This is a genomic window from Vibrio sp. Evd11 (genome assembly GCF_900382755.1).
Lineage (GTDB): Bacteria > Pseudomonadota > Gammaproteobacteria > Enterobacterales > Vibrionaceae > Vibrio > Vibrio lentus.
Window position 1 is genome coordinate 85,513 of record NZ_OSDX01000013.1, and the last position, 16,633, is coordinate 102,145.

Annotated in this window: 14 protein-coding genes; 10 read left to right on the plus strand and 4 right to left on the minus strand. The window is 43.8% G+C overall.

The genetic code is table 11. The features are described 5' to 3' along the window. Nucleotides 1-32 precede the first annotated feature (32 nt). The gene (locus tag ED652_RS08240; RefSeq protein ID WP_065112731.1) at nt 33-494 is read right to left on the minus strand and encodes an Lrp/AsnC family transcriptional regulator; all 462 of its coding nucleotides are present in this window, start codon (nt 492-494) and stop codon (nt 33-35) included. A gap of 243 nt (nt 495-737) precedes the next feature. On the opposite strand from ED652_RS08240, the gene yjeH reads away from it, so the two are divergent. Further along, nucleotides 738-2,003 carry an L-methionine/branched-chain amino acid transporter gene (gene yjeH / locus ED652_RS08245; RefSeq protein ID WP_122054283.1) on the plus strand — a complete coding sequence of 422 codons (1,266 nt, stop codon included), beginning with the start codon at nt 738-740 and terminating at the stop codon, nt 2,001-2,003. A 15-nt stretch (nt 2,004-2,018) separates the two neighbouring features. On the opposite strand, the gene ED652_RS08250 is transcribed toward yjeH, so the two are convergent. Beyond that, nucleotides 2,019-3,476: a PLP-dependent aminotransferase family protein gene (locus tag ED652_RS08250; RefSeq protein ID WP_122054285.1), complete on the minus strand. Its 1,458-nt coding sequence runs from the start codon at nt 3,474-3,476 to the stop codon at nt 2,019-2,021. A gap of 90 nt (nt 3,477-3,566) precedes the next feature. Here ED652_RS08250 and ED652_RS08255 point away from each other — a divergent pair, with 90 nt between their 5' ends. Continuing rightward, entirely contained in the window at nt 3,567-4,226 is a 660-nt protein-coding gene (locus tag ED652_RS08255; RefSeq protein ID WP_122054287.1) for a pyridoxamine 5'-phosphate oxidase family protein, read from the plus strand. Nucleotides 4,227-4,308: 82 nt separating this feature from the next. Further along, nucleotides 4,309-5,235, plus strand: coding sequence for an urea transporter (locus ED652_RS08260; protein WP_122054289.1), 927 nt, complete (start codon nt 4,309-4,311; stop codon nt 5,233-5,235). 40 nt (nt 5,236-5,275) lie between these two features. On the opposite strand, the gene ED652_RS08265 is transcribed toward ED652_RS08260, so the two are convergent. Then, a complete protein-coding gene (locus ED652_RS08265) occupies nt 5,276-6,283 on the minus strand; it encodes an AraC family transcriptional regulator (protein WP_122054290.1) in 1,008 nt (335 codons plus the stop codon). Nucleotides 6,284-6,417: 134 nt separating this feature from the next. On the opposite strand from ED652_RS08265, the gene ED652_RS08270 reads away from it, so the two are divergent. The 6 genes from ED652_RS08270 (at nt 6,418) to ED652_RS08295 (ending at nt 13,322) form a co-directional block, all read left to right on the plus strand. Then, nucleotides 6,418-6,810 carry an MFS transporter gene (locus tag ED652_RS08270; RefSeq protein ID WP_122054292.1) on the plus strand — a complete coding sequence of 131 codons (393 nt, stop codon included), beginning with the start codon at nt 6,418-6,420 and terminating at the stop codon, nt 6,808-6,810. Then, nucleotides 6,804-8,027: an HlyD family secretion protein gene (locus ED652_RS08275; RefSeq protein ID WP_122054293.1), complete on the plus strand. Its 1,224-nt coding sequence runs from the start codon at nt 6,804-6,806 to the stop codon at nt 8,025-8,027. The genes ED652_RS08270 and ED652_RS08275 overlap by 7 nt, the downstream gene beginning before the upstream one ends. A gap of 737 nt (nt 8,028-8,764) precedes the next feature. Then, complete coding sequence (codB, locus tag ED652_RS08280) at nt 8,765-10,003, plus strand: cytosine permease (protein ID WP_102291877.1); 1,239 nt, start codon at nt 8,765-8,767, stop codon at nt 10,001-10,003. Between the two features lie 9 nt (nt 10,004-10,012). Beyond that, nucleotides 10,013-11,290 (plus strand): cytosine deaminase, encoded by a 1,278-nt coding sequence (locus ED652_RS08285; RefSeq protein WP_102282062.1) that lies wholly within the window; start codon nt 10,013-10,015, stop codon nt 11,288-11,290. Between the two features lie 361 nt (nt 11,291-11,651). After that, complete coding sequence (locus ED652_RS08290) at nt 11,652-11,864, plus strand: cold-shock protein (RefSeq protein ID WP_004730009.1); 213 nt, start codon at nt 11,652-11,654, stop codon at nt 11,862-11,864. A gap of 441 nt (nt 11,865-12,305) precedes the next feature. After that, on the plus strand, nt 12,306-13,322 hold the full coding sequence (locus tag ED652_RS08295; protein WP_029225727.1) for a GGDEF domain-containing protein: 1,017 nt from the start codon (nt 12,306-12,308) through the stop codon (nt 13,320-13,322). A 281-nt stretch (nt 13,323-13,603) separates the two neighbouring features. On the opposite strand, the gene ED652_RS08300 is transcribed toward ED652_RS08295, so the two are convergent. Further along, the gene (locus ED652_RS08300; RefSeq protein WP_009845698.1) at nt 13,604-14,206 is read right to left on the minus strand and encodes a malate synthase; all 603 of its coding nucleotides are present in this window, start codon (nt 14,204-14,206) and stop codon (nt 13,604-13,606) included. A gap of 170 nt (nt 14,207-14,376) precedes the next feature. Here ED652_RS08300 and ED652_RS08305 point away from each other — a divergent pair, with 170 nt between their 5' ends. After that, nucleotides 14,377-15,909, plus strand: coding sequence for a DUF3612 domain-containing protein (locus tag ED652_RS08305; protein ID WP_122054295.1), 1,533 nt, complete (start codon nt 14,377-14,379; stop codon nt 15,907-15,909). The last annotated feature ends 724 nt before the right edge of the window (nt 15,910-16,633 follow it).

Sequence of the window (16,633 nt, forward strand, 5' to 3'; positions counted from 1 at the left end):
ATGACGACACGGTGAAGGTAAACGGCACTCACTCAAGACATATTAAAAGACGAAGTTTGCTTGTTGAAGAATTCCGTTAAGACAGTATGAGTCATAAGATGTCGAAGTTCAGGATAGCCTTGCAGCTGGTCGCGAATTTGGTTCAAACGCTCCATGCTTTCAACTTCAACATAAAGCATCATGTCGGTCTCACCACTAATAGAGTGGCACCACTGCACACCATCAATGGCGTAGATATTTTTAGCGTAAGACTCACAATTATGATTGCTGCTCGACATGTCAAACTTCAAAGAGATATAAGCGCCAACGTTCTTCGGTAAATCAGGCTCGGTCACCTGTGCACAATATCCTGTAATGATCTTATCGTTTTCCAGCTTCTTGATTCTGGCGTTCACTGCAGAGCGAGACAGGCTGACGTCTCTGGCGATATCGCTCACTGAGCATCGAGCGTTAATTTTTAGAATATCTAAAATTTGGCGATCAAATTTATCCATACTTCTGATTCTTTCCATTTATTGTTCTATTTATAACACCTAATTTGACACAACTTTCTTACTTATAACAGCCATTATGACAGCCGACACTTTCACGCTTAATCAAATTAATACCGTTAAATTGACGGTGTCTTAAGACGTTTCGCTAGCTGTATTATTGATGTCGACAATGTATGCTTTCAATCTCAGCCTCACAAGACTGCACCATAAAACCGATATCAAAGCCAATAGCAAGGACAGCGAATGACGCAACTCAAACAAGAAATCACGCTTATTTCAGGAATTGGACAACTCTCTACGACCTTGCTTGGCACAGGATTGTTTATGATCCCAGCTATCGCGGCAGGCATTGCAGGGCAGTTATCGCTACTAGCATGGTTAATCCTGTTTATCGCTATTTGCCCGATTGCACTAACCTTCGCAGCATTAGGGAAACGCTACCCCAATGCAGGAGGCACGGCCTATTTTGTGCGCCAAGCATTCAGCGAGCGATTAGAAACCAGTGTAGCTTGGTTGTTTGTGAGTGTTATTCCTGTCGGTATTCCGGCGGCGATTGCATTGGCAGGAGGCTTTGCGCAACAACTGTTACCAGCACCACTCGCCACACCATTAGGTGCTCAATCCTTTACCGTCGCTTTGCTTATTGCCGTCAATTTGATGGGCAGTAAATCTTCAGGCCGCTTGCAAACCGTAATTGCCTTATCGATTTTTGCTTTAGTCAGCGCTTTTGTCTGGAAAGCCGACATCACTGCTGCTGACATCGCAGTTCCGACTATGACATCCGATTCAATGTGGTCTATTGGTGCTGCACTGGCGGTTATGTTTTGGTGCTTTGTAGGAATCGAAGCCTTTGCTCACATGGGAGAGGAATTTAAGAATCCACAGCGTGACTTCCCCATCGCCATCATTGCCGGGTGTTTCGTCGCAGGCTTGGTGTACTGGGCTTGTTCAGTGGTTATTATCAAGTTAGGCGCTTATGGTTCACCAGAATTTGATGCTGCCTCTATCCCATGGGTGACAGAGCAATTGTTTGGCAATGGCTTTAAAGCCGTTATCAGTGTACTTGGCTTCTTTGCTTGTTTTGCTAGCCTAAACCTTTACACCCAAAGCTTGTCTCGCATGATTTGGGCTCAAGCTCGCCAACACACTCCGACCAGTAAAATGGCGCAGCTCAACAGCCGTGGCGTACCACTTTATCCAACCTTAGCAATTGGCTTTATTGCGCTTATTTCGTGTGTAATCGGCGAGCTGTCTAATTTGGATCTCGAATTCTTTCTTAAACTCGCCAATGGTATTTTTGTTCTAGTTTATCTGCTTGCGATGTTAGCGGCCTGCCGATTACTGACTGGCGCATCGAAATACACAGCCATGCTCTCGCTGGTGATCTGTACCTTGGTGTTTATCTGTTTAAGCTGGTCGATGCTCTATGCTGTGACTATTTTTGTGACATTGTCACTCCCTTGGCGCAAATGGTTGGGTAAACCCACCGTCTCTATCGACAAGTTGTAAGCCAGCCCATAAATATTATTGATAAAAAAGCCGAGCGATCTGTTTGATCTTCGGCTTTATGTCAGCCAGTCGGATATTTCCAAACCCCAGAACTGCACCACTCCAATCACGAGCATCACTTGAGCCATATTCATAAAAGTCAAAAGGACGAATGATGATATTTTCAAGCTCTGCTCTACGGCTCCACTCATGTTCAGATATCCCTTGATACCACTTCACTGTCACATGTAGCCCTGCAGCCTGACTGATCACTTCAAGATCGCCATGAAACTCACTTTTAATCGCTTCTATCATCACTTCATGCTTGAGTTTGTATGAACGACGCATCTTTCTAATATGGCGCAATAAATCGCCTTCACGTACAAAGTCCGCCAGCGCTGCTTGTGTATGTGAGGCCGTGTCTCCAGTGAGCGCATCTTTAATCTCAAGACACTTCGCCACCAGACTTTCTGGCACCACCAAATAACCTAGTCGAAGGCCATTGAACATCACCTTACTAAGGGAACCGACATAGATGATGCGATCATCGAACCCTAACTTACCCGCTAACCCTTGCATGCTGGTATAAGGGCGATGAGCAAACTGAAACTCACTGTCGTAGTCATCTTCAATAATCCACGACTGATGTTGATTGGCCCAATCGATCAGTTTAAGTCGTTGCTCAGTATTGAGTGTTGTCCCCATTGGGTATTGATTGCTTGGGGTGACGTACAGAGCCTTAGCATTACTGGACAACACTTTTTTGATATCTAATCCAACCTTTTCACGCACACTCACACCGTCTAACTCTAGCCTCAACAGATCGATGATTTTATGCACTTGTCGATAGCCGGGCTCTTCCACAAGGATTTTGTCCCCCATCGCTAACGTCGCCATCAAACCAATTGAGATGGCTTGCTGCGCACCTGCGGTGATGATGATTCTATCGGCACTGCAGTGAACCGAGCGACTACTCGCAAGATACCCGCTCAATGCTTCCCTCAAGCCCAAGCTTCCCTGAACCTCTTGATTGCCCGCAATGTTCTGACGTGTAGAGTGACGTTGCAGCAGTCTCTGCCATTTCGCAAAAGGAAACGCATCTAAGTCAGGAACTCCGGGGGCAAAGCTACGGTTAATGTCGTTAGGTTTCGCTATGTTTGCACTCGGTTTACTGACGGTTTGTTGAATCTTCGCATCCTGAACACACTTCGGTTGAGACAAACTTAGAAAGTGTTCTGGTTGTTCAACCGAGACATAAAAACCTGAGCCTTGCTTACTCTCGATATAACCTTCATTAACCAGTTGTTCGTACGCATAAATCACCGTATTTCGACTTACCGACAGTTCTACGGCCAACTTGCGCGTTGAGGGTAACTTACTGCCCTTACTCCATAAATCTTGAACAATCTTTTCTCTGATCGCATGAAACAAGGCGGTTTGACGTGTGTCATGTTGCTCGTCTAACTGTAGGTCACCGACATCAATAGGCTGCATAACTGGATCCAAATAGTGTTTAAAAGTGGCTCTATTTAAGAGACCAGTTAATCGCTACATTAATCAAAAGGCAATGATTAAGGAGCGATTATGTTATCTAACACGAAAAGAACCACGATTAAAAAAGGGGCTCACAAAGCCGTATTTGAACAAGAGAAACTTCATCAAATCATAGATGAGAGCTTAATCGCACACATTGCATTGCAGGGCGAACAAGGGCCAATGGTTATCCCGATGCTTGCGTGGCGAGTGGATGATATGGTCTACATTCATGGCGCTAAAAACAGCCGCTTGTTGAAAGGCTTAAAAAAAGGAGAGCCAACCTGTTTAACGTTCACTTTGTTCGATGGTTGGGTGTTAGCTCGTTCGGCATTTCATCACAGTGCGCATTATCGTTCTGCTGTTGTGTTGGGGTCATTTTCAGTCATCGATGACAACCAAGAAAAAGATCGCTTGTTGAATATCTTCATTGAACAAATCGCGCCGGGTAGAACCGATGAAGTTAGGCTCAGTAATGAGAAAGAGCTCACCGCAACCGAGCTCTTGGCGATACCTTTAACGGAAGCCTCCGTGAAGATTGGTAAACATGGTGTGAATGATGATAAAACCGATATGGATATCCCAGTATGGGCTGGCGTATTACCTTATCGAACGATCGTAGGGCCATTAGAAACGGTGCCTGAACAAGAAGGCGTTATCGATAAGCCTGATTATCAAGCAGCCTACGGCGAACGTTGGTATCAGAATTAGCACTACAAGGTGGTCAGCAAAGGATAATTGTATACAATCTGGTTTATCAAATTTTTAACATAACTAAATAGTTAATCAGACAATGCAGAAAAATAAGGAAACTCTCCCACTTCAAGGCTTGCTCAATGGTATTGGGCAAGTCTATTTCACGTCATCTGTCATGACGTCCTTTCTGCTATTGCTCGCCATTTCAATTGAGTCACTGTCACTGGCTTTTCTTACCTTATTCGGTGCGAGTTGCAGCTACGGATATGCCTTACTGACCAATAAACCGTCTCATGATATTGAGAATGGCATGTATGCGCTAAATGGCGCACTGATTGGCTTGTTCATCGGGAATTTTTTTGAAGTAAACGGGTGGCTGATTTTAGTGGTAGCCCTCGGCTCGCTCATTACCGTACCCATCGCCAAGATCGTGTTTAGCTTTAAGAAGTATCGCGGTTACACAAGTGCCTTTATTGTCACCTCTTGGTTTATCTACATGCTTCAATCAGGCTTGAACCTCCCTTTTTTCACCCCCTCAAACACTACGCTACAGTCGACAGCGTTTTTAACATTCAACGATTGGTTGAACCTACCAAGCATGGCCATAACGTTGTTAAAAAGCATCAGCCAAGTCAGCTTCATCAACAATGAGTTATCGGGGTTAGTTATCTTGGTTGCGATTGCGTTCAACAATATCAAGCATGCGCTATGGGTAATACTTGCGGTGACCGTCGGCACCTTTTTCAGCCAGTTAATCGGTGTCTCTGACGAACTGATCAAACAAGGCCTGTATGGTTACAATGCTGTGCTTGCGACTTTAGCGCTTGTGCTATATCAACGCGTCCCTTGGCCACTGATTATTCTATCCATGCTTCTAACCTGCTTGGTCACTTTAGGCTTTCACAAATTACAGCTCGTTCCGCTTACCGCACCATTCATTTTAAGCACGTGGGGCATGGTTTGTTTTGCCCGTCTGCTTAGAAAGAAAGGTTCGAACAGTACAAACTCTACTCCAGCTAAATAATCATGGTTATGGTTAACGATGCTTATTACTGATAACGAAGCTAACTATCCAACTGAAAGCGCTCTGTATATTGCTTGGGCGTCAAACCCCGATGCTTTTTGAACATACGATTAAAGCTCGCCACGTTGGTGTAACCTAAACGTTTTGCCACCTCTTCAATGGGCAATGAATATCTCAACAACTCAACCGCGATATTGCTGAGCACGTAACCAGTGATAGTTGAAAAGTTAACGCCGAGATCGTGTAACCGACGCTGAAACTGCTGCTCAGACAACCCCAATAAGCTGGATACCTTACTTAAGGTGGGCAAGCCAAAGTGACGGCTGTAATTGATCATTTCATAGGTGACTTTATGGTCATCGGCGGCATCAGGCATATTTAGATAGTTGTCCAAATCATGAAAATTCATGGCTAGGCTCATTTTACTGACGGACGGAGATTGATTGGTAGAGAGCCTTAATTTACTTGGTAACCACACCTCGGTTCTCGGTTTATCCCACTGGATATTGCAACCAAAGTACTCCTGATATAGCGCAACATTCTCTCGACGCCCCGCAATTGTCACGGCTGCTGGCTTAAAGTCCTCGCCAAGGTAACAACGCAGTATCTTCATCATAAAGATAGCGACTCGAACCGAGTCATGAATCTTCCCCGCCTCGGAGTAAGATGGGTTGTGATAACACCACTTGATAAGGTTCCCCACTTGAGCCCCATACAGGTAAGCCCCAGACTGTAAGCAGTGTAGCCCGGTGTTCACTCGACGGATCGTCGAGGCCAAATCGTGACCAGAGAAAATCCAATTCGATAGTGGACCAAGCTTTTCAATTTCTACACGGTCAGCAAGCTTTAATATGATGTCAGGATCGTTGGTTTGTTGCTCAAGGCCCACAAACCAACGGTCTACATCACGTACAGGAATGAGGTTCATCGGGTTCTTAAATACCGAGTTTGGAATACCCAATTGTTCGGCATCAACGCCATCATAAGCAACCGCGTACTGGTATATTCCCCAAATACCTAATGCTCTCAGGAAGTTAGAATTATTCATATGAGCGTCTTTCCTTACACACCAAATACTAATCACGTCATTTAATGTCGATTATTAACGTAATCTGTGAAATTACAACCTGTAAATTTGCATTCCATCACACTCGGCGTTCAAATTTTACTTAGGGTTGATCAATGAGTTTACTAAGTGTCCCATTCGTTGGAACAGGCGCAGATACTGCATTACACGTTGTAGCAGGCGTTGTGTTGGTCGCAACAATCGCAGCCGCCTGTTACGGTTTTTGGCGTATTCATGAATTACCAATCAATAAAGCTCACAGTAAAGAGCACCACCAGCTCGGTTTAATCACCGCTTTAACGTGGATTGGCTTCATATGGCACTGGGTATGGGTACTCGCAGTAATCGTGTCGTTTGTTGATATGGAAAAAGCCATTATCAACCTTAGAGATACATGGCGTGCACCAAGCAACACCAGCACAGAGAGTACGAGTAATCACAATGCGAATACTGTCGGCAACGTAAACAGCACTCAATCGGTTGATAATAAGGAGAACCCAGCATGTTAGAAGGTTTGGCTGTATGGGCACTCTTTATTTATTTGCTGCGCTTAGTGGGCATGCCGTGGAACAAAGGTACTAAGGCGTTTGCTTACTTAGGTGGCACGTCTTGGTTACTGTTCGTCTGGGTTGGATTGGTCAACTTTACCCCTATGGATCTTTCTGGCGGGTCGGTTGTACAGTCTCCACATATTCAGTTGCGTCCAGACTCAACATCGGTCAGCGGCAAAACCACCAAGGTTCACATCAGTCCAAACCAAGACGTGACGAAAGGTGAGTTGATCTACGAGGTTGATGACACCAAATATGTCATCGCAAGAGACAAAGCGAGCGTTCAACTTGAATCTGCTCACGTAGCTTTAGATACCGCTCGACAAGAAGTCAGCATTGCAAAGGTCAGTCATCAGTCTGCGCTTGAAGACATCAAAGCGTCTATCGCACAAATTGAATCAGCGAAAACAGACTTAGTCCTTCAATCGAAGACACTCTCTCGTTACCAGCGACAAAACAATGTTGTTGAACATACGATTACTGAGACCGACATAGACCAGCAAACGGCCAAGGTAGACTTAGCAACACATAACGTCACCACTTTGGAATCTCAACTGAGTAAAAAAGAAGTCGACGCCGAGAACGCGAAGTTAAACATCCACAAAGCAGAAACGAACGTCAGTAAAAAGCAAACTGAAGTCGACTCTGCAAAGGCAACCTTAGCCCAAGCGCAATGGGACCTTAACAGCACCAAAGTCACCGCCCCGACAGATGGCTTTGTGACTAACTTTATTCTTCGTGAAGGGCAACGAGTCTCAATGATGCCTCGTATCCAGATGTATACAGAAGAGAAGTACGTGCTAATGCGGGTTAACCACCAAGCGATTCGTAACGTAAAAGTGGGCCAGCCTGCTGAATTTGCAACACCGGTTTATCCAGGAAAGGTTTTCTCTGCAACCGTCGAAGGTATTGTTGAAGCGACAGGTGAAGCACAAGCCAGTTTACTTGGTATTGATGAACAGGTTCGAGTCACAACCGGACGGAATCTTCAAAACAAACACCACTTCGTGAGACTGAAGATCGAAGAAACAGAAGGCTATGATATCCCTGTAGGCTCTGTTGGACTGGCATGGGTGAGTGGCGAAAAGCCAATCAGCTTTATGGCATTCTTAGATGTTATCCGTGGAATCATTATCAGAATGAAGTCACAACTGTACTTCTTCTATTCGATATAACACGACTTCAATAGATTAGAACAATAGTAAGCCCACATAGACTCATGTCATGTGGGCTTTTTTAGTACTTGCGTTGGCTTTAGTCTCTGTCTTGGTTTGAGTATCAAACTGGCTTCTTGCCTTTATCGCCTACTTACCACACTTGAAAATACTCAAATTCCCTTACTGATAAAATGTAAAATTGGTTGCAGAGCATCAACAATTCGCAAAATGCATTTTCATAATGCAAAAACACCATTCAAATACGCACCAAATTGCTGTAAAACAGCCCAATTCATAGGTTTAAAAGTTGGCACGCTATCTGCAATGTATATATTGACCCTTCTTAAGCCGAGGGTCACCTAGCCAACTGACGTTGTTAGTGAACCTTTCTTGTTCACGATATATATAGGCCAATTGCGAATATTGCGATTGGCCATTTTTTTGCCTGCAATTTAAGAAACATCGCCCATCCAATATACAGACACCCATTCACGGCTATAATCGCTAGCATTCATAGTGAAGTTCAATCCTGACTCATCATCTACGCCATAGAAAACGTTTTCTAATTATTTTTAAAAAATTAATTTAAAAAGTAACCTTATGTTTTAAATATCTATTTTTAACAAAGCTGCTTTAATAGCTGACTTATTGACAAAACTAGCATTGACTATGTGATTTATATCACCATAATGCGCTCGTTTGCCTGCAATACGGCGACCGTTATTTTTAATTTTGATCAATTGCGGAGGTAAAAAATGGCTGCGGATAATAACTACAGTCTTGGGCCGGTTCCAACATCGGCTAGGAAAGGAGTTGCTTCACTCACCATGGTAATGCTTGGACTCACTTTCTTCTCTGCAAGTATGTGGACAGGTGGTTCACTCGGGACAGGTCTTTCATTCAACGATTTCTTCCTCGCCGTTCTCATCGGTAACCTAATTCTTGGTATTTACACTTCTTTTCTTGGCTACATCGGCTCATCTACTGGCCTCTCTACTCACCTCCTTGCTCGTTTCTCTTTCGGTACTAAAGGCTCATGGCTTCCTTCTGCTCTACTTGGTGGTACACAAGTCGGTTGGTTTGGTGTGGGCGTTGCCATGTTTGCGATTCCGGTACAGAAAGCCACGGGCATTGATACCAACACCTTGATTGTTGTATCAGGCTTATTGATGACAGGTACGGTGTACTTCGGTATTAAAGCGCTAATGGTACTCTCAGCAGTTGCCGTTCCTGCGATTGCCATTCTAGGTGGTTACTCAGTGCTGACCGCGGTAGACAGTGTTGGCGGGCTAGAACAGCTACAACTCATCGAGCCGGATACACCAATGGACTTCTCAATGGCGTTAGCAATGGTTGTCGGTTCATTCGTGAGTGCAGGAACTTTAACTGCCGATTTCGTTCGCTTTGGTAAAAAGCCAGCGAGCGCAGTATTAATTACAATGGTCGCGTTCTTCATCGGTAACTCGCTGATGTTTATCTTTGGCGCAGCCGGTGCAGCAGCAACGGGTCTCTCTGACATTTCAGATGTGATGATTGCGCAAGGACTACTTCTTCCTGCCATCATCGTTCTAGGCTTGAACATCTGGACAACCAATGAAAACGCACTTTATGCGTCAGGTCTTGGTTTATCCAACATCACTGGTCGCTCAAGTACGACAATGTCTATCATTAACGGCATCGTAGGTACGATTTTCGCGCTTTGGTTATACAATAACTTCGTCGGCTGGTTAACCTTCCTTTCGCTGGCAATTCCACCGATTGGCGGCGTAATCATCGCCGACTTCTTTGCGAACCGTAAACGTTACAAAGATTTTGCAAAAGCAGAGTTCCAAACCGTTAACTGGGCTGGCATTATCGCCGTAGCAACAGGCGTAGCCGCTGGTCACTTCCTTCCTGGCATCGTTCCTTTGAACGCCGTGTTTGGTGGTGCGATCAGTTACCTCGTGCTTAACCCTCTATTGAATAAAAACGCTCTGAAATCTCAGGCCGCTTAAGGACACACTATGACAACCTTATTAATCAAGAACGCGAAGCTTCAAGACCAAGATGGCTTGAAACAAATCCTGATTGAAAATGGTCAATTTTCTCGCATTCTCGATAATGACGCGCCAATCAATCATCAAGGTGAGATCCTTGATGCTGAAGGTGGCATTGCAGTTTCTCCTTTCTGTGAACCGCATATTCACCTAGATACTACGCAAACGGCTGGAGAACCTAACTGGAACATCTCAGGTACTTTGTTTGAAGGTATTGAGCGTTGGGCTGAGCGTAAAGAATTGTTATCAATTGAAGACGTAAAGTCTCGTGCGAAACAAACACTGAAATGGCAGATTGCTAACGGTGTTCAACACGTGCGTACTCACGTTGATGTATCTGACCCAACGTTAGTTGCGTTACGAGCAATGGTTGAAGTTCGTGAAGAGATGAAAGAGTGGGTCGACATCCAGATCGTTGCATTCCCTCAAGAAGGCATTCTTTCATACCCTAACGGCAAAGAATTGCTTGAAGAAGCCGTGAAGATCGGTGCTGACGTTATTGGTGCTATCCCTCACTTCGAATTTACTCGTGAGTACGGCATTGAATCTCTGCACTATGCGTTTGAACTTGCACGCAAATACGACTGCCTGATCGACGTTCACTGTGATGAAATCGATGACGAGCAATCTCGCTTCATTGAAACACTAGCGGCTCTTGCTCATAAATTCGACATGGGTGAAAAGGTAACGGCAAGCCATACCACAGCTATGGGTTCTTACAATGGTGCTTACGCATCTCGCCTATTCCGCTTGCTAAAAATGTCGGGCATTAACTTCGTCGCGAACCCGTTAGTAAACATTCACTTACAAGGCCGTTTCGATGACTACCCGAAGCGTCGTGGCGTGACTCGTGTTAAAGAGATGCTAGCGGCTAATATCAACGTGTGTTTCGGCCATGATGATGTGTTTGACCCATGGTACCCACTGGGTACAGCGAATATGCTGCAAGTTCTGCACATGGGGCTGCACGTAACACAAGTTATGGGCTACGACCAAATCAACACCTCGCTTGATTTGATCAGCAAGAACTCAGCTCGTACTCTGAACATTCAAGACAACTACGGTATTGAAGAAGGTAAGCCTGGTAGCCTATTGATCCTGCCTGCAGACAATGGTTTTGACGCAGTACGTCGCCAAGTGCCAGTTCAATACTCGGTACGACACGGCAAGGTGATCGCTGAAACGCAACCTGCGAAAACAAAAATTAACTTAGATCAGACGGAAGATATCAACTTCAAGCGTTAATATCGTCTATACTGATGAAGAAAAGGAAGCTAGAGGCTTCCTTTTTACTTTGTCATGGCGCGTAACTTTATAAAACTATCAGCTATTAAGGGTAGTTTTGTTAACGAGCACAACATGACAAAAAAACTCGCTGATTTCTCAATCAATGAGTGTACAACCGGAAAGACTGTGTTAACATGCACTCGCTCTGTTAGCCGGAGTTATTTAAGTTAGATAAATAGTAAAAAATGACATGTAAAATCGTTACCCGTTTTTGTAAGTAGTTTTTCCTTATTTCTTAGCAATATTAAATAATTCAATTATCAGCGCATTGCAGTAATGCAATCAACAATTTAGAAAATTTATGAATAAGGGACAAATTATGTCTAACACAAATACTGGCACTGTAAAATGGTTTAACGAAGAGAAAGGTTTCGGTTTCATTTCTCAAGACAACGGCGGTGCTGACGTATTCGTACACTTCCGTGCAATCGCTTCAGAAGGTTTCAAAACTCTGAAAGAAGGCCAAAAGGTTTCTTTCGAAGTTGAAAACGGTCAAAAAGGCCTACAAGCAGCAAACGTTGTTGCTCAATAATTAGCTTTTAGCTAAAAAGAATTTTAAAGCGCTGATTTTTATCGGCGCTTTTTTATGCCTGAAACAAAACTTCCAGCTATCCTTTTCCTCCTACTCTCTCAACTTACCTATCAAAGCTCATCTTCTACTGACTCTTAAAGCACCTAGAAGACAGCCAATCAATCTATCAAAAACATAGCGATTCTTCTTATGCAGTTACCAACTTTATGCTAAACCCTCATCAATCGACTAAGTGAAACTCCAAATCTAACCTTCTCCTCTTTGGTCAAAGAACAATCGATTTAATGTTCGATATAGATATGCAATCGATCTCCATAATAAAAATGATTGATTTATCCAACCCTTATCCATTAATTATATAATTTTTAAAGCAAATACATACAAAATCCGCTAACCTAGCGACAAGTGGCTTTAGTTGGTTTGGTATCTGTAGTAAAAATAATGAACAAAGATGAATTTCAGAAATCCACCGCTAATTTGAAAAAAGCGGTGCCTCTTATGATGAAGAATAGAGTGTCGACAACACCTGCAAATTACGCACTTTGGTACACCTATGTCGACAACGCTATCCCGCAGCTCACCAAAGATATGGATGGTGTGTTAGAGCACTACGGTATCTGCCCTCCTGCGGTAGGTGAACAGCTCTACAACAACTACGTTGCAAGCAAATCTGAAACGAATATCAATGACTTACGAGCAAACCTAGAACTGTTAGTTTCTGAGGTTTCTAACTCAATGAACGATACTCTCACCGACACTTCAGCTTTCTCTGAGATGATCGATAAGAGCTTCGAAGACTTATCTCGCGTCGACAATGAAAGTTTGTCTATCGATGAAGTGATGTCGTTGGTTCGTCAGCTGGTTTCAGAATCTCGCAACATTCGACACTCGACTCAGTTCTTAAGCTCTCAACTGAACTCTGCAACGTCAGAAATCAGCAAACTCAAGACACAACTTGTCGAAGTACAGAAAGACGCGCTATTTGATAGCACGACCACGCTTTATAACCGACGCTCTCTGGATCGTGATTTAGAGACGTTGTGCGAAGCTAAGCAGTCGTTATGCCTCATTCTTCTCGATATTGACCATTTTAAAAACTTCAACGATACCTATGGCCACTTGTTTGGCGATATGGTTCTTAAGGGCATTGCTCGTAAGTTAAAGCAAATGTGTCGCGAAGGGATTTCCGCTTACCGATTCGGTGGCGAAGAGTTCGCTCTCATTGTACCGAACAAATCATTACGCATTGCACGTCAACTTGCTGATACTAATAGACGATCTCTGGAAAAACTGTCGATCAAAGATCGCCGCAGTGGAGAACAGGTCGGTAGCATCACCGCATCGTTTGGCGTTGCAGAGCTTGAACCTGGTGAATCCGCGGAATCACTGATCGAGCGTGCTGATAAGCTACTTTACGAAGCAAAATCTCTCGGTCGCAATAGAGTGATGCCGCTGTAGTCTGCAATCACCTAAACAAATTTACAGTTAAACGGCGTACTTACTGAGCCCTGAGCCCTGAGCTCTAGGTTCTAGGTTCTAGGTTCTAGGTTCTAGGTTCTAGGCACAAAAATAGACTCGTAATTAACATCGAAAGCAAAAAGCCCCAATCAATAACCAGTAGGTTAATCATTGGGGCTTTGTCGTTTATGCATAGTCGTCAGTGTTTAATGCTAAATACAATCAGAGTGTTTAACTCTGGCTCTACATTTTTCATAAGTAAAAAAAGTGTAGCTGTGACATTAAAGGGCGTAGCAATAGTTAAGACAGTAATCCTCACCGCTCTTAGCTCGGAACTCTTTATCTTCGCTGCATGCTTTTGGTTTACCTTTCTCATCACCTTGAACTAGGCTGATCCAGTGACGTATTGCTGTCGTGATTCCTTGACGCTCAGTATTCGTTTGTACCGCTTCCATTGGTGACTGGCCAAAAGTAGTGCACGACTCTAACTGAATATCGTCGATATCGACCAATTCAATGCAACCTGTCCCTTTGTGACAGCCGAACATCACTTCTAAATGGCTTCCACTGCTATCTCGGAACAAGATTGAGTCTGGGTCACACTTCTCACCCATGTAAGCTACAAACTGCTTAGGATGCTTTAGACCACTGTGTTGGCCATCTTTGAAATAAGCCATGATATGGCGGTAATCAACTACGTAGCTCGTTACATCTTGATGTGAGCCGTTCTCTAGTGGAAACAATCGGTCTAGCAGTTGCTTCGCTTTGAGTTGCTTCTCAGTTTGCTGTTTGGCACTGATAGTCTCCACGGCAAAGACAGCTTCAGCGATAAATGGTTTTGTTTGTTTTTGGATTTCTGTTTTATCGAATGTAAGCATATTCATAGTCTTTCCCTCTTGACTAACCCGGTGAACATTCACCGATTTTTAAAGCAAAAATGTGTCCTAGAGCAATTATTCCAAACTAACGTTTAACTAATTTGTCATTTTGTGAATTGCTTAGTTTGTAGATTAGCGCTTTTTTACATACAATTTCACAACAAAAATTTTACAATGTGAATTTTACAAATATGGCCTTGTCAAAAAGTTTAGTTCGTCAGTCACATTTCCTAGGTACTAAGATCCGTAACCTTAGGAAGCGTAACCATTTAACCATGGAAGATCTGTCTGCGCGTTGTATTAGAATCAACCCAGAGTACGCACCTTCCGTTTCTTACCTTTCAATGATTGAACGTGGAAAGCGTGTGCCAAGCATCGATATGCTGGAAGTCATTGCGCAGGTCTTTCAGAAGAACCCCACGTGGTTCCTCGACGATGAATCAGAACAACAAGCCATCGCACCCGACAAAGGGAATCGTGGCGGGATAAGTGGCATGGCACTCGAGCCGAGCTTTCTTTTCTCTAACGACATCCTGCAAATTGCGATACCAGAGATGTTGTCGCAAACCGGTATCTCTGGCCGTCAATTTGCCCACCTCTTGATTCGAGCTCACCAAGAGAGCAATCAAAACCACTTCCCTGATCTAGAACGAGCAGCAGAAGAAGTTGGCTTAAAACGCCTCAACCTTGGCATCGAAGACCTTATCGACATCGCGAGAAACTTAGGTATTCAAATTCGCTGGGTAACACGCACGCCTCAAGACGTGGTGGATGAGCTCGGAATCAATGCCAAGCAATTAGTGACTTCGTTCTTCGAACCTCCGGGTACGATTTTTTTGAACGAAATCCTCAAAGAGTACCCGACTCGACTGAAATACGATTTGTCGGTTTATATCGGCCATTGCATTTTGCACAGCAAGGAAGGGCTTAAGAGTGTGTTGTCGGTTGGGAACAACAACACTTGGGACGATAACCAAATATCGGGGTCTTCTCAGCTGAACTCTCAAGACATTCTTCAGGCATGGCGAGACTTCGAATCTAGCTTCTTTGCTGGTGCATTGCTGTGTCCAAAAGTTCCATTTAGACAACTGCTCGATCGTACTGGTTATGAAATCGACGTTCATAAAAGAGCGGGGGTTTCCCCCTCTGTTGCGATGCGCCGAATGACGGTAGTATCGCCCTACCCTCACTGGCACTACTTTGATGCTTATGGGCCGGGGAAACTCAAGGCGGTATACCGCGGGAACGGGATTCCACTGCCTTGGGGGAATATGAGAACGGTCGCCGACCCATGTCAACATTGGGCTGTGTTCCGTCGATTATCTGAACCTAGAGCAGGTAGCTCAGCTCAAATATCTATTTTGAATGTGGGCGATGAGCCAAGAATCTACTGCTGTGAGTCCATCAATATGACGGATCCTGCGGGTAACAATCGTGTGTTGTGTGCTGGTATAGACTTAAACCCGGCGATTGATGCTCAAGGTGGTAATTCAAGAGATATCGCAGAGCAGCTTAAGGCTTCATGTGTCAGCAATGGTGGCTCGGTAGCAATACCGCGTAACATCAAGAAAGATCTCACGACAGTAGCCAAGATTCTAAATATAAATTGGATTGAACGCGGGATCGAAACAGAGGCGAGGCTTATCTGCTCCAGAGGAGGAGAATGCCCACGCCAACCAAGCTGCTATTCAAAGTGTGGTGGGGATTAGCGACCTTTTAGCGAGTCTAATGCAGCAAAGCTGCAATATGCTCTCAAATAAGAACACGCTCTCAAATAAAAACATAGTGAATTCGTTTGCTATGTTCGATTCACGAGCTTAGTAAAAATAACCAATAGAACTCAAAATTCAGGCAAAAAAAAACCAATCACAATAAAGGTGATTGGTCATATATTTTGTGTGAACAATATGGGTTCACTAACAACGTCAGTTGGCTAGGTGACCCTCGGCTTAAGAAGGGTCACCATTACTAATGCAGTATGCGTGCCAACTTTTAATCTACGTATTTACTACGCATCTGGACACGTATTAGACACGAATTGCTGTTTATTTTGCAAAGTGGAATTGCAAATTGCAAAATAAAACAAAAACGCTAGTGATTATGTTGTTATTAAATAATAATTAACGTTCGATTAATCCTCTCAGAGCCTGCCATCTTCCATTCCCTCAACCTATTTTCAAACTAACAACCCATAAAATTCCAATATGACACGCATAAAAAGACGCGAACATTGAATATCAACATTCGCGTTTCATTGGGTTCGATTCAAAGCTTCTAACGTATCGCTTCTAGTTTCTAACTGCTAATTGGCTAATTGCAGAAGGTAGCTTTCTAAAAAAGCGACCTTCACAGTAATCAACTTAAACTGAACTCGTCTTTATTAGTCTCCTAAAAGGTTAAAACCACCGACTTTAGTCGGTCAGCTTTAGCTAT